This is a genomic window from Skermanella mucosa (genome assembly GCF_016765655.2).
GTDB classification, from domain to species: Bacteria; Pseudomonadota; Alphaproteobacteria; order Azospirillales; family Azospirillaceae; genus Skermanella; species Skermanella mucosa.
The window spans coordinates 3,362,735-3,385,146 of record NZ_CP086106.1 but is presented as its reverse complement, the minus strand read 5'-3'; the positions used below and the strand labels follow the sequence as shown (position 1 = coordinate 3,385,146).

The window sequence follows — 22,412 nt, the reverse complement described above, 5'->3', positions numbered from 1 at the left end:
CGGCTATGCTTCCGCGGCGGCGCCTTCGCGCGGTGAGCGGACCCCGTCGATCCAGGTATCCAGAACGCCCAGGTCGGAATCGAGCAGGACGAGATCCGCCCGATATCCTGCCGCCAGCCGACCGAACCGGTCCTGCATGCCCAGGAACGTCGCCGGGTAGAGCGACGCCATGCGCAGGCTTTCCCCCAGCGGGAGGCCGAGAAGCCCGACGCAGTTCCTCACGGCCGACGCCATGTCGATGTCGGCACCGGCCAGGATGCCGCCTTCCGTGACCAGCCGGCCGTCCCGCCTGAGGATGCGCAGGCCGTACAGCTCGAATTCGGTCGCGTCGGTCCCCACCGGGGGCATGGCGTCCGTCACCAGGAACAGCCCGGCCGGCCCCTTGGCGGCCAGCGCCATCCGCAGGGTCGCCGGATCGACATGGACGCCGTCGGCGATGATGCCGCACCAGGTGCCGTTGCGTTCCAGCGCCGCCACGGCCACGCCCGGCTCCCGGCTGGTGATCGGGGGCATGGCGTTGAACAGGTGCGTGAAGCCGGTCAAACCGTGCCCGACGGCGTCGAGCGTACGGCGGTAGCCGGCGACCGTGTGCCCGGCCGAGACCACCACGCCGGCGCCGGCCAGCCGGTCGATCATCCCGTCTTCGACCTCCTCCGGGGCGAGGGTGACCAGCACCCGGCCATGGGGCAGCCGGTCCGGCAACCTGCAGAGGAAGTCAAGGTCGGCCTCGTCCGGCTGCCGGATGTACTGCGGGTCGTGGACGCCCGGCTTCCGCGGGCTGATGAACGGCCCTTCGAAATGGATGCCGAGGATGCCGCTTTCCGGCCGGCGCATGGCCGCGATCACGGCTTCCGCGGCGGGCTCCATCCGGGAGCGGTCGTCGGTGATCAACGTCGGCAGCAGCCCGGTGCAGCCGAACCGGCGCAGGGCGGCGGCCATCCGGAGGACGGTGCCCTCGCCGGGGTCGCCGTTGAACAGCACGCCGCCGGCGCCGTTGGCCTGCACGTCGATGAAGCCGGGGGCGAGCAGGCTTCCGGCCGGCAGCCGGACGATGTCGGCATGGGCGGGCACGTCCGCCTCCGGCATCACGCCGACGATCCGCCCGCCGTCCAGCGCGATGCCATTGCCTTCGATGATGGCGTCACCGGTGAATATCCGGCACCCGACCAGAAACTGTCCCAAAGGATGCGTCCTCTCTATCCGACCCGCCGCATCACCCTATAACAGCTGCCGGTCCGGGCGGCATCGCGGAAGATGACGCCCCGGCGTGGCGCTTACTCCGTGGGCGGCGCAGTTCCACCTGCTGGCCCATTGCCTGGCGGATGCGGCGCTCAACGCCCGGCCGCCGCGTCCCCTGGGCCTGCCGGCGCCGCCGCGTCAGCCTGGAGATGGGTCGGGTGGATGTGCTCGATCCGGAAACCGAAGCGGTCGGCCAGGGCGTCGGCGACCCGCTGGCGGTGACAGACGGCCGGGTCGGCCTCGAAGCAGAGCAGGGCGCAGGGACGCGCCTTGGCGACGTCGGCGGCGCGCAGCAGGTCGAACTCGGCCTCCCGCGTCGCCATCCGTTCGTCCACGATCCGCCAGAACAGGGCATGGTCGCCGCGCCGGGCGGCCATGCGGCCCTCCTTCGGCGTGCCCAGCCCCTTGAGGTGGAGATACTCGATCCCTACCGCTTCGAGGGAGGCGCGCAGCGTGCTCTTGGAGAAGCCGGCGCGCCGCGACAGGGGCAGGTCGCGGACATCCATCAGCACCTTGACGCCGGCCTGCTTCAAGGCCGCGAGCACCGCGTCCGACGAGGCCCGCTCGTAGCCGACGGTCCAGATGGTTGGCCCGATGGGTGGCGCTGGGGCCATGCGGCTTCCTCCTGTTCGGTTTTGCCATGATGCGGTCCAGGCCGATCCTGTACAGTCGGGTGAGGCTCGGCAAGGAGGTTGACGATGGATCTTCTGGAAACGCTCGTCGTTGCGCGCACCGGGGATATCGGCGGGTTCGCGGTCCGCCGCGCCCTGCCGTCGGTAAAGCGGCGCATGGTAGGGCCGTTCGTGTTCCTCGACCAGATGGGGCCGGCGGAGTTCGTCATAGGCCACGGCCTGGACGTCAGGCCGCACCCGCATATCGGGCTCGCGACCGTCACCTATCTGTTCGAAGGCGAGATCCTGCATCGCGACAGCCTGGGCACGATCCAGCCGATCCAGCCCGGCGCCGTCAACTGGATGACGGCGGGCCGGGGCATCTCCCATTCGGAGCGCACGGCGCCGGAGTTGCGGGCGCGCGGCTTCAACCTGTTCGGCATCCAGTCCTGGGTCGCTCTTCCCGCCCATGCGGAGGAAACCGATCCCGCCTTCGTCCACCATCCGGCGGACGACCTGCCGCTGATCGAGGGCGAGGGCAAGCGCGTGCGGGTGATCGCCGGCTCCCTGTATGGGGCGGCGTCGCCGGTCGCGACGTTGACCGAGACCTTCTACGCCGATGCGGCGCTGGACGCCGGGGCCAGCATCCCGCTGCCCGCCGACCAGGAGGAGCGGGCGGTCTATGTTGTCCAGGGGCGGATCGATATCGCGGGCGACCGGTTCGAGCCGGGGCAGCTCCTGGTCTTCCGCCCCGGCGACGCGATCACCATCACCGCGCTAGAGCCTGCACGCCTGATGCTGCTGGGCGGGGCGGCGATGGACGGTCCCCGGCATATCTGGTGGAACTTCGTCTCCAGCTCGAAGGACCGCATCGAGCAGGCCAAGGCCGACTGGAAGGCCGGGCGCTTCGGCGCGGTGCCGGACGACGCGGAGTTCATTCCGCTGCCGGAGCGGTGACCCGCGCGCCGGCAGCGGCCGCGCTCCGGGTGGGCGCTTTCTGGAAGAGCGGCACCGGGGCGGACAAGGAGGTGGAGCCGAACAGGGCCGCCGTCTTGGGGGAGGTCACTATCGGAAGGGCCGAAAGGTCACTATTCCGCGTCGGAGCCGGCCGGGAGGGCTTTGCCGGCGTAGCGGGCCGGGTCGCGGGCCTGGCCGGGGCGGCCTCGGTAGTTTCGTCGTCCAGGTCGCAGTCCAGAGTCTCCAGGTCGGCGTCGGGGTGGGGCCTGTCGCCGAGGAAGTGGTGCGGGATGCGCTTGTCCTGGATCACGCCGCGCAGCTTCAGCCACAGTTCGACCGCGCGCAGGCCCAGCCCGAGGTTCTTGCGCTCCACCGCCTCGTCCATGATCGTCCTGACCAGGGTTGCCGCCTCCTCTAGGTCGGCTTGATGGCCGGCGCGGCGGTCGGCGCGGAGCTGGGCCACGCGGACCTGGATCTCCGGCTGGGTCATCAGGACGGCGCCGCGCTGCTTGGCGCCCTTGGGCGAGTAACCCGCCCGCCGCGCCGCTTCCGCCGCGCCGACGTTGCAGGCCATGGCCTGGCAGAAGGCTTCCTGGCGGGGCGGCAGCACGATCACGGGCGGGGCGGAGGCGGCTTGTGGCTGTGTCTGGGGCTGGTGGTCGAGCATGGCTGGGGCGCCTTGGCCGAAAGGGAACAGTTAGTGAACATTATCTCGAATTCGCGTTAGGTACAAGATATGTGGAGGGTGCGCGTCCTGCGGGCGGCGGGACGCCGCCCCTCCGCGAGGCTCCCGCTGAGGTGGCGCTGACCCCCCTCACCCCGACCCTCTCCCCCAAGGGGGCGAGGGAGCTTTGCTCGCGGCGACCGCTTTCCATACAGCGCCCCCTCGCCCCCTTGGGGGAGAGGGTTGGGGTGAGGGGGCGGGGCAAAACCCGTGCATGCCGCGCCCGGCGCCGTTCAGCTTATCGGCGCGGGGGAAGCCGGGGCTGAACGCGGCGATGTGCCGCGTCCGCCGACGGGTCGTGATGCCTCTTTCGGATGGATGATGTCACCGACGTCATCAAGAATGCGCGCCAGCACGTCGGAGGCCGAAATCTGGAACGGCCGCCCTACCTGTCGGGGGCTCTTCATGTTTTGGCAACCAAGCCGCTTCTTCTCGCCGCTCCGCTCCGCGTCCGGAAGTATCCGGACCATCGGAATGGCTCTCTGCCTGCTCGCGCCTGCGCTACTGTCGGCCTGCAAGACGAGCGAGCCGGCCTATACCTCCGGGCAGGTCGGAACGGTCGATTGCAAGGACTTCAGGATCCAGAGCCTTCGGCCGGAGTTCCAGGCGCCGGCCGAATCCAAATGCGTGATCGCGCGTACCGATGACGTGGAAGTGAACGGAACGGCTTTCGTCAGGGAGTTCAAAGCTCAGCAGGCGTGGATGCACGTGTTCTTCGAGCGACTGGCTCCGGTCGGCCACTTTGTCCTGGCACATAGCGAATTGCCGGGGCCTTTGATGGAAGTGGAACAGATCAAGAAGGAGTCGTCCGACTGGGAGGCGCTTCCACCGCTGGAGGTCTCGGGCGAGCGATATCAGCTCAGCCGCTTCCGGCTTCCCAAGGTGGGGATCCACTGCGTCGCCTTCCTTGCCAATGTGCTCCACCGGGACTTCGGTTATGAGGGACGGGTAAGTGGTTATTCCTGCCGGCCGCAGAAGAAGGGCGCCCTGTCCATGGACGACGTCAGGCGCGAACTGGAAGCCCTGCGCGTGGCCTATTGATACGGCGCTGGCCATGCCCCCGCCGGGGGCGGTCGGCTTTGCGCGTAATGCCGGCGCCTTTGAGTTCGCACGTGGATGACCGGATCAAGTCCGGTCATGATGATAGGGGGAGTTTCTGCCCGGATCCTTTGGTTTATTTGGGGTGGGCGCTGCGGCTCCGGACGGCCGGCGCGTCGGTGTCAGCGATCTGTGGATCGGACTTCGCCCGACAGGGCGAACGCCGACGCCGTGCATCGACGCTCCGGGATCGGTGTCGGCGTCGGCCTTCGGCCGAGGCCGACCTACGGACAGGCCATGATGATGGTGCCGGTGCGGATTACTGGAACAGCCCGAGCAGGGCCTGGGGGGCTTGGTTGGCGATCGACAGGGACTGGCCGGAAAGCTGCTGCTTGGCCTGGGCGGCCGACAGGGCCGCGGCTTCCTTGGCGAGGTCGGCGTCCACGATCTCGCCCAACCCCGTGTTGGTGGCGTCGATGATCGAGTTGTTGGACTTGATGGAATTGTTGACGCTCTTGGCGTCGGCCGACAGGGTGTTGAGGGCGGAGCCGAGATTGTCTTCCGCCTGGGCGAACTGGCCGCCGGGCTGGAGCAGGGACGCCGCGGCGCCAGCCGTGGAGACGTCGGCGTTGGACAGCACGTCCACAAGGGAAGTCTGGAGATCCTGCGCCCGGACCGAGACGGAGCCGCCGCTGCCGTTGGATACGATGTTCTGGTTCTGCGCGCCCTGGTCGAGCAGGTTGACGCCGTTATACTTGGCGTCCTTGACGAAGGCGCCGATGTCGCCGACCTGGTTCTTGAACTGGGCCTGATAGTTCGCGCGGTCGTCCGCGCTGAGGGACGGGTCGGACAGCTTGATCAGCGTGGCCCTGGCATCCTGGAGGGACGAGGAGATAAACTGCCCGGCCTTGACCGCGACGTCGATCATGCCCTTGCCCACGGCAAGCCGCTCGTTCGCCGCACCCAGCGCGGCGGTGTCGCCGCGCAACCCTTCCGCGACGCTGAAGGCGGCGCCGTTGTCGTAAGCGTCCGCCACCTTGCGCCCGGAGGCGATCCGCTTCTGCGACAATTGCGCAGCGCTCTCCGCCGCGCCGAAACTGCGGATCGAAGAGTATGAACCGGTGTTGGTGTTGAGTGAACTGATCATGGCGTCACCTCATGCTGCAGAATACCTCTTTATTGTGGATAAATCAACCGGCTTCCGATCTGGACCCCCATGCACGCTTACTTTGAGAACCTGCTCGACGCCTTGGCACCGGCGGATGTCGTCCAGCCGCCGCAGCGTCCCGGCGCGTTCGTCAGCTACTTCCTGAAGCCGATCGGCGGCCTCCTGGCCGTCACCCTCGTGGTGGCCGGGCTCGCGTCCTTCTCCGAGCTGGCGCTCTACGCTTTCCTGGGCTGGCTGGTGGACTGGATGGCGACGACAGGAAGGGAGGAATTTCTTCAGGTCCACGGCTGGTCGCTGGCGGGCATGGCGCTGGTCGCGGTCGTCATCCGCCCGGTGCTGGTGCTCGCCTCGCGCGGGCTGATCAACCTGACGCTGATCCCGGCGCTGACCAGCCGGGTGCGGTGGCGGAACTACCGCTGGGTGCTGCGCCAGAGCCTGACCTTCTTCCAGAACGACTTCGCCGGGCGGGTCGCACAGAAGGTGATGCAGACCGGGCCGGCGCTGCGCGAGGCCGTGGTCAACGTGATCGACGGCGTCTGGTTCCTGGTGACGTTCCTGATCGGCGCCATAGCCCTGTTCGCCGCCCTGGACTGGCGGTTGCTGGTCCCGGTGCTGGCCTGGATCGCCGCCTATGCCGCCGTCATCTGGGTCATGGTGCCGCCGGTCCGCCGGAAGTCGGAAGCCCTGTCGGAGGCGACCTCCGCGCTGTCCGGCCGGGTGGTGGACAGCTACACCAACATCCTGTCGGTCAAGCTGTTCGCCCATGCCGAGCGGGAGGACGAGTTCGTCCGGAGCGGGCTGGTGCGGCAACTGGCGGCCTACCGCGTGGTCATGCGCGCGATCTTCGACATGACGGTTGCCCTGACGGTGCTGAACAGCCTGCTGCTGTTCGCCATGACCGCGCTGGCGGTCCATCTCTGGCTGGCGGGGGCGATCACCACCGGGTCGATCGCGGTGGCGACGGGGCTGATCATCCGACTGACCCAGATGTCGGGCTGGATCCTGCGCACTGTGACGACCTTGTTCGAGAATATCGGGACCATCGAGAACGGCATCGAGACCATCTCCAGGCCCCATGGCGTGACGGACCGGCCGAGGGCGCCCGACCTCGTGGTGGGAAAGGGCGCGATCCGGTTCGACGACGTCCGCTTCCATTATGGCAAGGAAGGCGGCGTGATCGAGAACCTGTCGCTCGATGTCCGTCCGGGCGAGAAGGTCGGGCTGGTCGGGCGGTCCGGCGCCGGGAAATCCACGCTGGTCAACCTGCTGCTGCGTTTCTACGACCTGGAGGGCGGCCGCATCCTGATCGACGGCACGGATATCTCGACCGTGACCCAGGCCAGCCTGCGGGCGCATATCGGCGTGGTGAGCCAGGATACGGGACTTCTGCACCGCTCGATCGCCGACAACATCCGCTATGGCCGGCCGGACGCCACCCGGGAGGACATGGTGCGGGCGGCACGGCTGGCCGAGGCCGACCACTTCATCGACGGGTTGAGCGACCAGCGCGGGCGCGGCGGCTACGACGTGCTGGTCGGCGAGCGCGGGGTCAAGCTGTCGGGTGGGCAGCGCCAGCGGATCGCCATCGCCCGCGTGATCCTGAAGGACGCGCCGATCCTGGTGCTGGACGAGGCGACCTCCGCCCTGGATTCCGAGGTCGAGGCCGCCATCCAGGGCCAGCTCAAGACCCTCATGGAGGGCAAGACCGTAATCGCCATCGCGCACCGCCTGTCCACCATAGCGGCGCTGGACCGGCTGGTAGTGATGGACGGCGGCCGCGTCGTCGAAGAGGGCAGCCACCGCGAGCTGGTCCGGCGCGGCGGCCTCTACGCCCGCCTGTGGGAGCGCCAGTCCGGCGGCTTCCTGGGGCTGCCGGCGGAGTGAAGGGGTGTCTTGACGGGGCGGCGGGAGCGGTGGTTTGATTGGTTGTCTAACAAAATAGAACGGTCCGCACGAACGGTATCCGAAAAGGCCCACAAAGGGCCGGCATCCACTGGGAGGAAGCACATGAGGAAGTTCCTGGCCGCCACCGGCCTCGCGCTGGCGCTCGCCTTCTCGCACACCCCTGCGCAGGCTCAGAAGCCGACGATCCCGATCATCGTCAAGGACACCACGTCCTTCTACTGGCAGATCGTGCTGGCCGGCGCCCGGCAGGCCGGCATGGACCTGGGCGTCAACGTCCAGGAGCTGGGCGCCCAGTCCGAGGCCGACATCAACGGCCAGATCGGCATCCTGGAGAACGCCGTGTCCAGCAACCCGGCGGCCGTCGTGATCTCCCCCACCCAATTCGCGGCCCTGGGTCCGGCGATCACCGAGGCGGCGCAGCAGGTCAAGATCATCGGCATCGACAGTGCCGCGGACAGCAAGGCCTTCACCTCCTTCCTGACCACGGACAACGTCCAGGGCGGGCGCGCGGCGGCCGACGCGCTGGCGGCGGCAATCACCCAGCAGTACGGCGCCGCCGAGGGCGAGGTGGCGCTGATCACGTCGCTGCCGGGCGTCGGCTCGCTCGACCAGCGGGCCAAGGGCTTCAAGGAGCAGCTGGCCGCCAAGTATCCCAAGCTCAAGCTGACCGCCGACCGGGTCGCCGACGGGCAGCCGACCACCGGCCTGAACATCATGACCGACCTGATCACCGCCAATCCCAACCTGCGGGGCGTCTTCGCCAGCAACCTGATCATGGCGCAGGGCGCGGGGCAGGCCATCGCGGAGAACAACCTGGGCGAAAAGATCAAGCTGGTCGGCTTCGACAACGACGAGCGGCTGGTCAGCTTCCTGAAGGAGGGCGTGATCGCGGCCCTGGTGGTCCAGGACCCGTACCGCATGGGCTATGACGGGGTGAAGACCGCCCTGGCCGCTTCCAAGGGCGAGGCAGTGCCGGCCGAAGTGGACACCGGCGTCAACGTGATCACCAAGGCCAACATGAACGACCCCCGGTCGCAGGAGCTGCTGAACCCGAAGGTCAAGTGATGACGGCGGCGCCGGCTGCCGCGGGCGCGGCGGCCGTCCCGACGCTGGAGCTCCGCAGGCTCGACAAGCGGTTCGCCGGGACCCATGCGCTGAAGGCGGTCAGCCTCGGGTTCCTGCCCGGCGAGGTCCACGCGATCGTCGGCGAGAACGGGGCCGGCAAATCGACGCTGATCAAGCTGCTGACGGGGGTCTATCCCAAGACCTCCGGCAGCATCCTGTGGCAGGGGCGGGAGGTCGAGTTCGCCGGCCCGCAGGACGCGCTGGCGCTGGGCATCAACGCGGTCCACCAGGAGGTGGTGCTGTGCCCGCACCTGACGGTCGCGGCCAACATCTTCCTGGGCGACGAGGCCACCCGGTTCGGCCTGCTGCGCAAGCGGGAGATGAACCGCCGCGCGCAGGAGATCCTGGACGGGCTGGGCTTCCACCTGCCGGCCGACGCCATGCTGAGCGACCTGACCATCGGGCAGCAGCAGCTGGTGGCGACCGCGCGGGCGGCCAGCCGGGGCACCCGCTTCCTGGTGTTCGACGAGCCGACCGGCTACCTGACCCGAGCGGAGACCGACCAGCTCTTCGCCCTGATCCGCCGGCTGCACGCCGAAGGCGTCACGATCATCTATATCAGCCACCGGATGGAGGAGATCTTCCAGATCGCCGACCGCGTCTCGGTGCTGCGCGACGGGCAGCTGATCGGGACGCATGTGGTGGCCGAGACCAACGAGCGCGACCTGATCCGGGAGATGGTGAACCGGCCGCTGGACGAGGTCCACCACAAGGAGGCGATCCCCCTCGGCGAGACCCTGCTGGAGGTGCGCGGCCTGAGCGGCCCGGGCTTCCAGGACGTGTCCCTGACGGTGCGGCGCGGCGAGATCGTCGGGCTGTACGGCCTGATCGGGGCGGGGCGGAGCGAGTTCGTGCAGTGCCTGTTCGGCCGGACCCGCAAGACGGCGGGCGATGTGCGGCTGAGGGGCCAGGCGGTCGATTTCCGGCGGGAGGCCGACGCGATCGGCAACGGCATCGTGCTGCTGCCGGAAAGCCGCCGCGACCAGGGGCTGTGCCTGAACCTGCCGGTGGGCTTCAACCTGAACCTGCCGGTGTTCCACCGGATCAGCGTCGCCGGCTTCATCCAGCCGGGCGAGGAGCGCGCCCGGGCGGAGAAGCAGATGAGGGACCTGCGGATCGTCGCCGCGTCGCGCAGCGTCGACGCCCTGACCCTGTCGGGCGGCAACCAGCAGAAGATCGTGATCGGCAAATGGCTGAACCACGGCGCAGACCTCTTCATCTTCGACGAGCCGACCGTGGGCGTCGATGTCGGCACCAAGGCGGAGATCTACAAGCTGATGGCGGCGCTGCTGAGGAACGGCGCCGGGATCATCCTGATCTCCTCCTACCTGCCGGAGGTTCACGACCTGGCCGACACCCTGCACGTCTTCCGCAAGGGGCGGCTGACGGCCAGCTTCGGCCATCGCGGTACCGACCATGAATCCATCCTCGCCGAGGCGATAGGGACCTGAGGGCGGGACCTGAGGCCGGGACCTGAGGAAGCAGAAGAACCTATTCAAGGGATCCGCCCACAATGGCTGACAACCATGGCTGACATGGCAATCGCGACCAAGCCCCGGCGGGGGCTCCGCTTCGGCTTCCTGCTGAACCTGACTCTGCTGGGCCTGCTGCTGCTGATGTGGCTGGCGCTGAGCGTCACGACCGACAGCTTCATGACCACCAACAACATCGTCAACCTGCTGCGCCAGGCGTCGCTGTGGGCGATCATCGCGATCGGGCAGACCTTCGTGATCATCACCGGCGGGATCGACCTGTCGGTCGGCGCGGTGGTCGGGCTGTCGAGCACGGTGGTGGCGTTGCTGCTGAAGGCCGACGTGCCGATCTGGCTGGCGGTCACGCTGACGCTGCTGCTGGGGCCGGTGATCGGCGGTTTCCACGCCTTCGGCATCCTGAAGCTGGGGCTGCCGCCCTTCATCATGACGCTGGCGACGCTGACGGCGTTCCGGGGCATCGGGCTGCTGATGACCAACGGCGCCACCATCAGCGGCTTCCCCCCGGCATTCACCGGCTTCTCCCGGCTGGAGCTGCTGGGCATCCCGTCGCTGTTCTGGGTGGTGATCCTGATCGCGATACCCAGTTACATCCTGCTGCACCACAGCCGCTGGGGCCGCTACATCTACGCGGTCGGGAGCAACGCGGAGGCCGCCCGGCTGAGCGGCGTCCACATCGCCAGGACCATCTACCTGGCCTACATCCTGTCTGCGACGCTGGCCTGCCTGGCCGGTGTGTTGACCGCCAGCCGGATCGCGATCGGCGTCGCGACCACCGGCGAGGGCTGGGAGCTCCAGTCGATCGCGTCGTCGGTGATCGGCGGGACCAGCCTGTTCGGCGCGGTCGGCAGCATCACCGGGCCGCTGCTCGGCTCGATGCTGCTGACGACCATCAACAACGGCGCCAACCTGCTGAACGTGAACCCGTTCTGGCAGCGGATCATCACCGGCTTCCTGATCATCGCGATCGTCTTCTTCGACCAGCTGCGCCGGCGCAAGAAGCGGTGAGCGAGGAGGGTGCGCGTCCCGCGCACCTTGGGCGGCGTCTCGCCGCCCCTCCTGGGATCAGCGCGACGAGGAGGCGCGCCAGAGGTCGATGCCGCCGTCCGTGGCGAAGCGGTCGATCTCGGCCAGCTCCTCGGGCGTCAGGGGCGAGCCGTTGAGGGCGTCCAGGCTGTCGTCGAGCTGCTCGACGGTGCGGGCGCCGATCAGGGCCGAGGTGACGCGGGGATCGCGCAGCACCCAGAGCAGGGACATCTGGGCCAGCGACTGGCCACGCCGCCGGGCGATCTCGTTGAGCTGGCGGATGCGCTGGATATTGTCCTCCGACAGGAAGCCCTCCTTGAGGGAGCCGCCGCGGGTGGCGCGGGAGCCGTCCGGGATGCCGTCCAGGTACTTGGAGGTCAGCATGCCCTGGGCCAGCGCCGAGAAGGCGATGCAGCCGATACCCAGTTCCTCCAGCGTGTCGAGCAGCCCGTCCTCGATCCAGCGGTTCAGCATGGAGTAGGAGGGCTGGTGGATCAGGCAGGGGGTGCCCATGGACTTCAGGATGTCGGTCGCCTTGCGCGTCATCTCCGGCGAGTAGGAGGAGATGCCGACATAGAGCGCCTTACCCTGGCGCACCGCCTGGGCCAGCGCGCCCATGGTCTCCTCCAGCGGGGTGTTCGGGTCCACCCGGTGCGAGTAGAAGATGTCGACATAGTCCAGGCCCATGCGCTTCAGGCTCTGGTCCAGGCTGGCGGTCAGGTACTTGCGGGAGCCGAAATTGCCGTAGGGGCCGGGCCACATGTCGTAGCCGGCCTTGGTCGAGATCACCAGCTCGTCGCGGTAGGGGCGGAAGTCGGACGCCATCCAGCGGCCGAAATTCTCCTCGGCGGAGCCGGGCGGCGGGCCGTAGTTGTTGGCCAGGTCGAAATGGGTGACGCCCCGGTCGAAGGCCCGGCGCAGCACGGCGCGGCCGGTCTCGAAGACGTCCTTGCCCCCGAAATTCTGCCACAGGCCGAGCGAGATCGCCGGCAGGTCGAGCCCGCTGCGGCCACACCGGCGGTAGGAGAGCCGTCCGTAACGGTCGGCGGCGGCATCATAGGGCATGGAAAGCTCTCTTCCTGTCGAAACGCTGTCGGGAAAGAGGCTTAACGCGGCGCACCGCCCGCCTGTTGCCGCCCATGCTCAGGCGGAATAGCCGATGCGCAGCAGCAGCGGCCAGCGGACCTGCCGGACCTCGCCGGCGTCGGGCCACAGCCGGGCGACCGCCTCGGCGAAGCCGGGCAGGGGGTCGAGGCCCTGCTTCTCCGCCGCCTTGAGCGCCGACCAGGTGCCGATATAGCCGATGAATTTCGGCCGGTCCCACTGCGCGGTCATGTCGATCCGAGGCGGCGGCGCTTCGCGGAAGGGGAAGTCGAGGTCGCGGTAGCCGGTGTCCACCAGCTTCCGCTCGGGCGGCCAGAAGCGGCCGATGCCGCCGGGGCCGTCGCCATAGAACTCGTCCACCGCGGCGTCCAGGGCGGGGTCGATCCGCAGCAGCCCGTAGCCGACCAATGCTGCGAGCCCGCCGGGCCTGAGCACCCGGCGCACCTCCTCCCAATAGGCGGGCAGGTCGAACCAGTGGGCGGCCTGGGCCGCGACGGCGAGGTCGCAGCTCCCGTCCGGCAGGCCGCTCGCCTCCGCCCTCGCCACCCGGTAGGCGACGCGGGGATGGGGCGTGGCCTGCGCGATCTGCTCCGCGCTGGCGTCGGTCGCCTCGACCCGGTCGAACTCGGCGCCGAGCAGGACCGAGAGCTGACCGGACCCGCAGCCGCTGTCGAGGGCCAGCCGGCGCGCCGGGGCGGCGGAAGCCAGCGCCTGGGCCAGGGCGGGCGGGTAACTTGGGCGGCAGTCCGCGTAGAGGGCGGCATGACCGGAGAAGAGATCCTTGAAACCGCCCATGCGCCCTCCTCTAAGGATATGTCAGGCGTGCGCCCCTCTGGCGGGGGCGGGATCGCCGCCGGTTCCGACACCGTAACGCCCGATCGTCAGGCCTTCCAGGTCGATGTCGGCGGCGCGGCCGGAGACCATGTCGGCCAGCACGCGGCCGGAGCCGGCGGCCATGGTCCAGCCCAGGGTGCCGTGGCCGGTGTTGAGGTACAGGTTGGCGAGGGGAGTCGGGCCGATGATCGGCGGGCCATCGGGAGTCATGGGGCGGAGGCCGGTCCAGTACTCGGCCCGCGACACGTCGCCGCCGCGGGGGAACAGGTCGGTTACCACATGGTCCAGCGGCCCCCGGCGCGACGGGCGGAGGGTGAGGTCGTAGCCGGCCAGCTCGGCCGTGCCGCCGACTCGGATGCGGTCGCCGAGGCGGGTGACGGCGACCTTGTAGGTCTCGTCCATCACGGTCGATTCCGGCGCGCCGGCCGGGTCGGTGATCGGCACGGTCAGCGAGTAGCCCTTGACCGGGTAGACCGGGATGCGGATGCCGAGCGGCTTCAGCAGCAGCGGCGAATAGCTGCCCAGAGCCACCACGTAGCGGTCGGCCGTCAGCTCGCCCTGGTCGGTCACCGCGCCGGTGATCCGGCGGCCGTCGCCGGTCAGGCGCCGGATGCCGACGCCGTACTTGAAGGTGACGCCCAGGTCCCGGGCGCGCTCGGCCAGCGCCTGGGTGAACTTGAAGCAGTCGCCGGTCTCGTCCCCGGTCAGGCGCAGGCCGCCGGCGAACTTCTCGCGCACCTGGGCCAGCGCCGGCTCCGCCGCGATGCAGCCGTCGCGGTCGAGCAGCTCGAACGGCACGCCGAAGCGCTTCAGGATTGCGATATCGGCGCCGGTGGCGTCGAGCTGTTCCTGCTTGCGGAAGAGCTGGAGCGTGCCCTTGCTGCGCTCGTCGTACCGGATGCCGGCCTCGGCGCGCAGGTCGCGGAGCGTGTCGCGGCTGTACTCGGCGATGCGGACCATCCGGGCCTTGTTGGTCTCGTACCGCTCCGCCGTGCAGTTGCGCAGCAGGGACAGGCCCCACATCCACTGCGCCGGGTCCGGCTTCGGCCAGATCACCAACGGCCTGTTCTTCATGAACAGCCACTTGACCGCCTTGAACGGCAGGCCCGGCGCCGCCCAGGGGGAGGAGTAGCCGGGGGAGACCTCGCCCGCGTTGCCGTAGCTGGTCTCCAGCCCCGCCCCGGGCTGGCGGTCCACCACGGTGACCTCGTGGCCGGCCTTGGCGAGGAAGTAGGCCGAGGTGACGCCGATGACGCCGCTGCCGAGAACCAGTACCTTCACGAGACGGTCTCCTTGGGTGAGGGGAAGGGGCGGTCTCAGCCGCCGAGATAGTGGCGGAAATACCGGCCGCCGAGGCTGGTCAGGATCTCGTAGCCGATGGTGCCGGCGGCCTCGGCCACGGCGTCCACCGGGTTGTGCTCCCCGATCAGGTCGACCATGCTGCCGGGATCGGGCGGGAGGCCGCCGAGGGCGGAGACGTCGAGCGTGACGGTATCCATGGAGACGACGCCGACGACCGGCAGGCGGACGCCGCCGCGCCACGCCGCACCCCGGTTGCCCAGGCTGCGCAGATAGCCGTCGGCATAGCCGACGGAGACGGTCGCGATGCGGGCGGGGCCGGGCGCGGTCCAGCTTCCGCCGTAGCCGACGCGGGCGCCGGCCTCGATGTCGCGCACCTGGATCACCCGCCCCTGGAGGCGGACCACGCCCCGCATCGGGTTGGGCGCCCCCGCGATCGGGGCGACGCCGTAGAGCGCGGCACCCGGCCGGGCCAGGTCGAAATGGTAGTCGGGGCCGAGGAAGATGCCGGAGGAATTGGCGAAGCAGCCCGGCGCCGCCGGCAGCCGGGCGCGGGCCTCGCGGAAGCGGGCGAGTTGTTCGGCGTTCATCCCGTGGGACTGCTGCTCCGCGCAGGCGAGATGGCTCATCACGAAGCGCATCTCGATGCCGTCGAGCCGGGCCGGGTCGCCGGCCAGCAGGTCCATCTCCCGCGCCGACAGGCCCAGGCGCGACATGCCGGTATCGACCTGGAGGATCGCCGGCAGCCGGCGGCCGAGGGACCGGGACAGGCCGGTCCAGGCGTCGATCTGGGGCAGGCTGTTGAGCACGGGGATGATGCGGTGGGCGATGCAGTCGGCCTCCACCCCCGGCATCACGCCGTGCAAAACGAACAGGTCGGCATCGTCGGGAAGGTGGGGCCGAAGCGCTATCGCCTCGTCCAGATGGGCGACGAAGAAATGCCGGCACCCCTCGGCGGCCAGGGCCGGCGCCACCCGGGAGGCTCCCAGCCCGTAGGCGTCGGCCTTGACGACGCCGGCGCAGGCGGTGCCGCCCAGCCGGTCGCGGAGCAGACGGTAGTTCGCGCGGATCGCGTCGAGATCGACGGTCAGCACGGCGCCTGCGCTTGCTTCACGGGTGTCCAGCATGGGGAGCCTTCTCCGGTTTCGGTAGAGATGTATTCAGCAATCGCCGTGCCAAGCGGGAAAATGCCGATGGCCGGCGGGGCGGGCGGTTCCGGCGGGTGCCGGGCTGTACGCGGATGTTTACGGCGGGCGGCATGGGGCGGGATTCCGGCGCGATTTTCCCTGGGATGCAAGGGTATGGGAAGTCCGTATCGGATTCGTTACACTGTAAGCGATCTTGTACGGAGTGTCCCGGCGTGCGCATCGCCATCAGCTTCACCGACCGCGTCGGCATCGCCCACGAGGTCCTGGCAGTCCTCGCCGCCCGGCGGCTGAACGTCGTCGCGGTGGAGGTCGATCCGCCCGACATCTTCATCGACGCGCCCGAGCTGGCCGGCGAGGCGCTGGACGGGCTGCGGCAGGCGCTGCTGGAGGTCGCGGGCGTCGAGGGCGTGGCCCCGGTGGACATGCTGCCGGGCATGCGCCGCCGCCTGCATCTGGCGGCGGTGCTGGCGGCGATGCCGGACCCGGTGCTGGCGGTCGATGCCGAGGGGACGGTGATCCTGGCCAACGCCGCCGCCGACGACATCGTGGGCGAGGCGGCCCTGTCCGGCGGGGGCTTGTCCGGCAAGGGGATCGCGGAGCTGACCGGCGACGGGGATTTCCAGCGCGAGATGGTCGCCAACGGGTTCCAGGTGCCGGCGCGGGAGGTGATGCTGTGCGGGCAGCCGTTCCAGGTCGATGTCCGGCCGATCGCCGACCAGCCGTCCCGGGTGGCCGGCGGCGTGCTGACGCTGCACGCGCCGAGCCGGATCGGCGAGCGGCTCCAGGCGCTGCGTAACTTCGACGAGGGCGGCTTCGACGCGATCCTGGGCGATTCCCCCGCCATGACGGGGCTGAAGGCCCGGGCCGCCCGATTGGCCGCGGTCGAGGCGCCGCTGCTGATCCTGGGCGAGACGGGGACCGGCAAGGAGCTGATCGCCCATGCCTGCCACCGGGCCAGCAGCAGGATGGGCAGGACCTTCCTGGCGCTGAACTGCGCGGCCTTGCCGGAGAACCTGGCCGAAAGCGAGCTGTTCGGCTATGCGCCGGGTTCCTTCACGGGGGCGCAGCGCGGCGGCAAGCCGGGGTTGCTGGAGCTGGCGCACCAGGGCACCGTTTTCCTCGACGAGGTCGGCGAGCTGTCGCCCTATCTCCAGGCCAAGCTGCTGCGGTTCCTGAACGACGGCAGCTTCCGCCGGGTCGGCGGCGACCACGAGATGAAGGTGGACGTGCGGATCATCAGCGCCACCCATCGCAAGCTGGACCAGATGGTGGCGGAGGGCGGCTTCCGCGAGGACCTGTATTACCGCCTGAACGTGCTGGCGCTTCAGGTCCCGCCGCTGCGGGAGCGCGGCGACGACATCCTGCTGCTGGCCCGCCACTTCATCCTGCGCGCCTGCGCCCAGGTCCAGCGCCGGCCCTGCCGGCTGACCGCGGGCGCCGCCGCCGCGCTGCTGGCGAACCCGTGGCGCGGCAACGTGCGGCAGCTGGAAAGCGTGATCTTCCGGGCGGTGACCATGACCGACGGCCCCTGGCTGGACGCGCCCGACCTGGAGATCGCCACCTCGCGCATGGCGGCGGAGCCGGGGCGGGGCGGCGATGGTGCCGGCGAAGAGGACGCCGGGAGCTGGGAGGAGGCGGTCGCCGAGTTCGAGCGCGCGCTTCTGGACCGCCTGTTCCCGCGCTTCCCCTCCAGCCGCAAGCTGGCGGCGCGGCTGAAGACGTCGCACACGATGGTGGCGAACAAGCTGCGGAAATACGGAATTCCGCAGGGGCGGGGGAGCTGAGGCGGGGGTTAGGGGTGAAGCGGCCAGCGTGGTCGGTGCTCGCGGGCTCCAGGGGGTGGTCTTTTTGGGTGATCCCTGCTTGGTCATGAAAGCCCTGGCTTTTCCAGGAACGGCACCTCCGGCACGACTTGCCCGGCAAATGCGCGCCGCTTGACCGCGGTCAAGGAATCTCCGACCGGCGCAGTCAAGTTTGTCCCCAGGCCATTGGCCGCCAGCATCCCGACGGCTCCCGGATAGCATCCCGGGGCGGGTTCCGGAACGCGGCGGCAAACCCGAGGAGACTTCCCATGACACACGTCGGACGCGGCAAGCCATGAGCGAGCGCCTGACCAAGGCCGCGGCACGCAACATCTTCTACGGCGGCTCGGCCTTCTTTTTCCTGGTCTTCGTCGGACTGACGGCGATGAGCCACGGCTACATCCTCGAAACCGGGACCGACGCCGAAACGCTGACCGACGGCGTCGCCCGCGGCAAGGCGGTGTGGGAGAAGAACTCCTGCATCAACTGCCACACCATCCTGGGCGAGGGCGCCTACTTCGCGCCCGAGCTGGGCAACGTCATGCATCGCTGGGAGGTCCAGGGCGACCCGGAGGCCGCCTTCGACACCCTGAAGGCCTGGATGGAGGCCCAGCCGACCGGCATCGAGGGCCGGCGCCAGATGCCGCAGTTCCACCTGACCGACCAGGAGATCCGGGATCTCGCCGACTTCCTGCGCTGGACCGGCACGATCGATACCCAGGGCTGGCCGCCCAACAAGGCAGGCTGAGGAGAGCTCCCGCCATGAGATACCAATCCCAGAAGGTCGCCCACGTCTATTTCGCCGGCGCCCTGCTTCTCTTCGTCGTGCAGGTCCTGGTCGGGACGCTGGGCGGGCTGGTCTATGTCCTGCCCAATACCCTGTCGGAGCTGCTGCCCTTCAACATCATCCGCATGATCCATACCAACGCGCTGATCGTCTGGCTGCTGATGGGCTTCTTCGGTGCCGGCTACTACCTGGTGCCGGAGGAGGCCGAGACGGAGCTGTTCAGCCCGACGCTGGCCTATGTCCAGTTCGGCCTGTTCATGTTCGGCGCGCTGGCCGCGGTGGGCAGCTACCTGTTCGGCATCCACGAGGGGCGGGAGTTCCTGGAACAGCCGCTGTGGATCAAGATGGCCATCGTCGTGGTCGCCCTGATCTACCTGTTCAACCTGTCCATGACCGTGCTCAGGGGCCGGCGCACCGCCGTCACCAACGTGCTGATGCTGGGCCTGTGGGGCATCGCGGTCTTCTTCCTGTTCGCCTTCTACAATCCCAGCAACCTGGCGCTGGACAAGATGTACTGGTGGTACATCGTCCATCTCTGGGTGGAGGGCGTGTGGGAACTGGTGATGGCCTCGGTCCTGGCCTTCATGATGATCAAGCTGACCGGCGTCGACCGCGAGGTGGTCGAGAAGTGGCTCTACGCCATCGTCGGCCTGGCGCTGTTCAGCGGCCTGCTGGGCACCGGCCACCACTATTACTGGATCGGCACGCCGGGCTACTGGCAGTGGATCGGCAGCCTGTTCTCGACGCTGGAGGTGGCGCCCTTCTTCGCCATGGTCGTGTTCGCCTTCGCCATGGTGTGGAAGGGCGGGCGCGACCACCCGAACCGGGCGGCGCTGCTGTGGGCGCTGGGCTGCGCCGTCATGGCGTTCTTCGGCGCCGGCGTCTGGGGTTTCCTGCACACCCTGGCGCCGATCAACTACTACACCCACGGCACCCAGGTGACCGCGGCCCACGGCCATCTCGCCTTCTTCGGCGCCTACGTGATGCTGAACCTGGCGATCATGTCCTACGCCATGCCGTACCTGCGCAACCGCCAGCCCTATCACCAGGTGCTCAACGTGTGGAGCTTCTGGCTGATGACCTCGGCCATGGCGTTCATGACCTTCTCGCTGACCTTCGCCGGCGTCGTGCAGGTCCATCTGCAGCGCGTGCTCGGCATGGGCTACATGGAGGTCCAGGACCAGCTCGCCCTGTTCTACTGGATGCGTCTCGGCTCCGGCGTGGTGGTGCTGATCGCGGCGCTGATGTTCGTCTACTCGATGTTCGGCCCGGTCCGCCGGGAGAGCCCGGCCGGACGGCCGCGCTCCCTGCAACCCGCCGAATGACCCCGAGGCCGTCCCAGGAGTTGCGACCATGCCCGACAGCCTGCCCGCCGACATCACGGCCGACATCGCGGCCGACATCCCGTACTACGAGGCCACCGGCGACGAGTGCGAGCTTTTCGCCCATGCCTACGCCCACAACCTGCCCCTTCTCCTCAAAGGGCCGACCGGGTGCGGCAAGACGCGGTTCGTGGCCCACATGGCGGCCCGCCTGGGCCGCCCGCTCCACACCGTCTCGTGCCACGACGACCTGACCGCCGCCGACCTGACGGGCCGCTACCTGCTGAAGGGCGGCGACACGGTGTGGGTCGATGGCCCGCTGACCCGGGCCGTCCGCGAGGGCGCCATCTGCTACCTGGACGAGGTGGTCGAGGCGCGCAAGGACGTCACCGTGGTGCTGCATCCCCTGACCGACGACCGCCGCGTCCTGCCGCTGGAGCGCACCGGCGAGACCCTCCAGGCGCCGCCCGGCTTCATGCTGGTGGTCTCGTACAATCCGGGCTACCAGAACATCCTGAAGAGCCTGAAGCCGAGCACCCGGCAGCGTTTCCTCGCGGTGGAGTTCGACTTCCCCCCGCCGGAGCGCGAGGCGGAGATCGTGTCGCGGGAGAGCGGCCTGGCGGTCGAGCGCTGCCGGCCTCTGGTCCGCCTCGCCGGGGCGCTGCGCGAGCTCAAGGGGCAGGACCTGGAGGAGGGCGTCTCGACCCGCCTGCTGGTCTACTGCGCCACCCTGATATCGTCGGGCATGCGCCTGGAGCGCGCGGTCCTGGCGGCGCTGATCGAGCCGCTGACCGACGATCCCGATATCCGCAGGGCGCTGCTGCGGGTCGTCGACATCACGCTCGGCTGAGGGCGCCATGGTTTCTCTCTTCGAACCGGAAGAAACGGTCGGCCAGGCATGGCACCGGCTGGTCGGCGGCTCCGGCAGCTACCGCCGCCATGCCGATGCCGCCGTCGAGCTGGACGGGATCCGGACCGGCCTGGGCGTGATGTTCCGGGCGCTGGGCGGCGCTGGCGGCGTCCGCCTGGCGGCCTGCGGGCCTGCCGCCTCCGGCCATCGGCTCGGCCTGCTCCAGCGGATCGGCCTGGGCACGGAGAAGGTGGACATGGCCCGGTTCGACGGAGCGACCCTGGAACTGCCGGCCCGGATCGACTGCTTCCCCGACCGCGCCGACAACGAGGCGCTGTACGAATGGCTGGTCGCCTGGTTCGCCTGCGCCGAGCCGGTGCACGTCCCGGAGGATCCCCTGCAGGCCGATGTCGCCCGGCTGCGCGTCGCGGCCGCCACGACCTCGTTCGCGCTCGCCGCCTGGCCCGGCCTGGGGAAGCTGCACGGGCGGCTGTGCCGGGCCATGCTGGATGCCCGCCCGGTGCGTAGGTTGCCGCCGCCGGAAGCGGCGATCGAAGCCGCCGTGACGGCACTGCTGGGCGGGCCGGCGGCCGGGCAGGGCGGGTGCTACGCGATCGCCCGCATCCTCGACCCGACGGTACCGCTGGAGGAGTGGAAGGCCGGGCGCGGCTACCGGCGCTTCCTGCCCGTTCCGCTCTGGGGCGAGGCGGTGCCTCCCCGGGCCGCGACGCCGCGCGCCGCCCGGCAGGACGGCGAAGGCGGCGATCCGGCGTCGCCTGCCGACGGCAAGCGCCGGCGCGCCGCCCGGCGCGACAACGACCAGACCCGGCGCAACGATCCGCTGATGCTCAACCGGTTCGAGAAGATCATCGGCCTGTCCGAGATGGTGAACATCAACCGCGCGGTCGAGGACGACGACGAGGACGGTGCCTGCAAGGCGGCAGACGACCTGGACGAGCTGAGCGTCGGCGAGCACGACCGGCGCGCCGCGACCAGGCTGCGCATGGAACTCGACCTGGCGGCGGAAGCGGTCGATCCGTCGTCCCTGGACTCCGGCCTGACCTATCCGGAATGGGACCATGTCCGCGGCGTGCTGCTGCCCGGCCATTGCCGGGTGATCGCCGGGCCGGCCCCGGCGGGGGACCCGGACGCGCCGGAGACGTGGCGGCCCGACGCCGCGGCGCGCCGCCGCATTCGTCTGGTGCGCCGCCAGTTCGAGGCCCTGCGGCCCCGCCGCCAGCGCCTCTCCGCCCAGCCCGACGGCGACGAGCTGGACCTGTCGTCCCTGGTCCGGTCGGTCGCCGACCGTCGGGCGGGCGGTCCCGGCAGCGACCGGCTCTACACCGCGGTACGGCCGGTGGCGCGCGACCTTTCTGTCGCGGTGCTGGTGGACGTGTCGCTGTCCACCGACGGCTGGATCGACGGGCACCGCGTGCTGGACGTGGAGAAGGAGGCTTTGCTGGCGCTCAGCCACGGACTGGCCGCGTGCCAGGACGAGCACGGCATCTTCACCTTCACGTCGCGCCGGCGCGAGCAGGTGCATGTCCGCACGGTCAAGGACTTCGACGAACCGATGGGCGACCTGGTGGACCGGCGCATCGGCGCGCTGAAGCCCGGCCACTACACAAGGATCGGCGCCGCCGTGCGCCACGTGGCGAAACGGCTGGCCGAACGTCCGCACCATCACCGGCTGCTCCTGCTGCTCTCGGACGGCAAGCCCAACGACATGGACCATTACGAGGGCCGCTACGCGATCGAGGACACCCGCATGGCGATCCGCGAGGCGCGCCGCGCCGGGCTGAAGGTGTTCGGGGTGACCGTGGACGAGCAGGCGCGGGACTATTTCCCCTACCTGTTCGGCCAGGGCTCCTTCGCGATCTTTCCCCACGTGGCCCGGCTGCCGTCCGCGCTCCCCGCGATCTACCGCCAGATCTCCTGCGGCTGACGCCTTGCCGGGGAGCGTTTGCCGCCCAAGCGGGAAAC

At 69.6% G+C, this 22,412-nt stretch carries 20 protein-coding genes; 11 read left to right on the top strand and 9 right to left on the bottom strand.

Going from position 1 to position 22,412, the window contains the following annotated elements; genetic code table 11:
* Window positions 1-3: 3 nt before the first annotated feature.
* On the bottom strand, window positions 4-1,182 hold the full coding sequence (gene nagA / locus JL100_RS15555) for an N-acetylglucosamine-6-phosphate deacetylase (RefSeq protein WP_202681444.1): 1,179 nt from the start codon (window positions 1,180-1,182) through the stop codon (window positions 4-6).
* Between the two features lie 149 nt (window positions 1,183-1,331).
* Window positions 1,332-1,853 carry a DUF488 domain-containing protein gene (locus JL100_RS15550; RefSeq protein ID WP_202681448.1) on the bottom strand — a complete coding sequence of 174 codons (522 nt, stop codon included), beginning with the start codon at window positions 1,851-1,853 and terminating at the stop codon, window positions 1,332-1,334.
* An 84-nt stretch (window positions 1,854-1,937) separates the two neighbouring features.
* On the opposite strand from JL100_RS15550, the gene JL100_RS15545 reads away from it, so the two are divergent.
* On the top strand, window positions 1,938-2,807 hold the full coding sequence (locus JL100_RS15545) for a pirin family protein (protein WP_202681450.1): 870 nt from the start codon (window positions 1,938-1,940) through the stop codon (window positions 2,805-2,807).
* Here JL100_RS15545 and JL100_RS15540 read toward each other — a convergent pair.
* The gene (locus JL100_RS15540; protein ID WP_202681452.1) at window positions 2,785-3,474 is read right to left on the bottom strand and encodes a terminase small subunit; all 690 of its coding nucleotides are present in this window, start codon (window positions 3,472-3,474) and stop codon (window positions 2,785-2,787) included. The genes JL100_RS15545 and JL100_RS15540 overlap by 23 nt on opposite strands.
* 267 nt (window positions 3,475-3,741) lie before the next feature.
* Here JL100_RS15540 and JL100_RS15535 point away from each other — a divergent pair, with 267 nt between their 5' ends.
* Window positions 3,742-4,572: a hypothetical protein gene (locus JL100_RS15535; protein WP_202681454.1), complete on the top strand. Its 831-nt coding sequence runs from the start codon at window positions 3,742-3,744 to the stop codon at window positions 4,570-4,572.
* Between the two features lie 316 nt (window positions 4,573-4,888).
* Here JL100_RS15535 and JL100_RS15530 read toward each other — a convergent pair whose 3' ends face one another.
* Complete coding sequence (locus JL100_RS15530) at window positions 4,889-5,716, bottom strand: flagellin (protein WP_202681455.1); 828 nt, start codon at window positions 5,714-5,716, stop codon at window positions 4,889-4,891.
* Between the two features lie 69 nt (window positions 5,717-5,785).
* Here JL100_RS15530 and JL100_RS15525 point away from each other — a divergent pair, with 69 nt between their 5' ends.
* The 4 genes from JL100_RS15525 to JL100_RS15510 all read left to right on the top strand — a co-directional run bounded on the left by JL100_RS15525 (window position 5,786) and on the right by JL100_RS15510 (window position 11,265).
* Window positions 5,786-7,621 (top strand): ABC transporter ATP-binding protein, encoded by a 1,836-nt coding sequence (locus JL100_RS15525; RefSeq protein ID WP_202681457.1) that lies wholly within the window; start codon window positions 5,786-5,788, stop codon window positions 7,619-7,621.
* Between the two features lie 123 nt (window positions 7,622-7,744).
* A complete protein-coding gene (locus JL100_RS15520; RefSeq protein WP_202681458.1) occupies window positions 7,745-8,707 on the top strand; it encodes an ABC transporter substrate-binding protein in 963 nt (320 codons plus the stop codon).
* Window positions 8,707-10,218, top strand: coding sequence for a sugar ABC transporter ATP-binding protein (locus JL100_RS15515; RefSeq protein ID WP_202681459.1), 1,512 nt, complete (start codon window positions 8,707-8,709; stop codon window positions 10,216-10,218). The genes JL100_RS15520 and JL100_RS15515 overlap by 1 nt, the downstream gene beginning before the upstream one ends.
* A gap of 75 nt (window positions 10,219-10,293) precedes the next feature.
* On the top strand, window positions 10,294-11,265 hold the full coding sequence (locus tag JL100_RS15510; RefSeq protein ID WP_202681462.1) for an ABC transporter permease: 972 nt from the start codon (window positions 10,294-10,296) through the stop codon (window positions 11,263-11,265).
* A gap of 57 nt (window positions 11,266-11,322) precedes the next feature.
* Here the strand turns inward: JL100_RS15510 and mgrA are convergent, their stop codons facing one another.
* The 4 genes from mgrA to alr form a co-directional block, all read right to left on the bottom strand.
* The gene (mgrA, locus tag JL100_RS15505; RefSeq protein WP_202681464.1) at window positions 11,323-12,348 is read right to left on the bottom strand and encodes an L-glyceraldehyde 3-phosphate reductase; all 1,026 of its coding nucleotides are present in this window, start codon (window positions 12,346-12,348) and stop codon (window positions 11,323-11,325) included.
* 78 nt (window positions 12,349-12,426) lie between these two features.
* Entirely contained in the window at window positions 12,427-13,182 is a 756-nt protein-coding gene (locus JL100_RS15500) for a class I SAM-dependent methyltransferase (RefSeq protein WP_202681466.1), read from the bottom strand.
* A gap of 21 nt (window positions 13,183-13,203) precedes the next feature.
* Complete coding sequence (locus JL100_RS15495) at window positions 13,204-14,502, bottom strand: D-amino acid dehydrogenase (RefSeq protein ID WP_202681468.1); 1,299 nt, start codon at window positions 14,500-14,502, stop codon at window positions 13,204-13,206.
* 35 nt (window positions 14,503-14,537) lie between these two features.
* Window positions 14,538-15,647: an alanine racemase gene (gene alr, locus JL100_RS15490; protein WP_202681470.1), complete on the bottom strand. Its 1,110-nt coding sequence runs from the start codon at window positions 15,645-15,647 to the stop codon at window positions 14,538-14,540.
* A gap of 233 nt (window positions 15,648-15,880) precedes the next feature.
* On the opposite strand from alr, the gene JL100_RS15485 reads away from it, so the two are divergent.
* Window positions 15,881-17,452 carry a sigma 54-interacting transcriptional regulator gene (locus tag JL100_RS15485; protein WP_202681473.1) on the top strand — a complete coding sequence of 524 codons (1,572 nt, stop codon included), beginning with the start codon at window positions 15,881-15,883 and terminating at the stop codon, window positions 17,450-17,452.
* An 83-nt stretch (window positions 17,453-17,535) separates the two neighbouring features.
* Here JL100_RS15485 and JL100_RS36545 read toward each other — a convergent pair whose 3' ends face one another.
* On the bottom strand, window positions 17,536-17,670 hold the full coding sequence (locus JL100_RS36545) for a hypothetical protein (RefSeq protein ID WP_267133585.1): 135 nt from the start codon (window positions 17,668-17,670) through the stop codon (window positions 17,536-17,538).
* 95 nt (window positions 17,671-17,765) lie between these two features.
* On the opposite strand from JL100_RS36545, the gene JL100_RS15480 reads away from it, so the two are divergent.
* Genes JL100_RS15480 through JL100_RS15465 form a run of 4 tightly spaced genes read left to right on the top strand, consistent with a single transcriptional unit; the run spans window position 17,766 to window position 22,374 of the window.
* A complete protein-coding gene (locus JL100_RS15480) occupies window positions 17,766-18,218 on the top strand; it encodes a c-type cytochrome (RefSeq protein ID WP_202681474.1) in 453 nt (150 codons plus the stop codon).
* A gap of 14 nt (window positions 18,219-18,232) precedes the next feature.
* Window positions 18,233-19,582 carry a cbb3-type cytochrome c oxidase subunit I gene (locus JL100_RS15475; protein WP_202681475.1) on the top strand — a complete coding sequence of 450 codons (1,350 nt, stop codon included), beginning with the start codon at window positions 18,233-18,235 and terminating at the stop codon, window positions 19,580-19,582.
* A 28-nt stretch (window positions 19,583-19,610) separates the two neighbouring features.
* A complete protein-coding gene (locus tag JL100_RS15470) occupies window positions 19,611-20,429 on the top strand; it encodes a CbbQ/NirQ/NorQ/GpvN family protein (protein WP_202681476.1) in 819 nt (272 codons plus the stop codon).
* Window positions 20,430-20,436: 7 nt separating this feature from the next.
* A complete protein-coding gene (locus tag JL100_RS15465; RefSeq protein ID WP_202681477.1) occupies window positions 20,437-22,374 on the top strand; it encodes a nitric oxide reductase activation protein NorD in 1,938 nt (645 codons plus the stop codon).
* The last annotated feature ends 38 nt before the right edge of the window (window positions 22,375-22,412 follow it).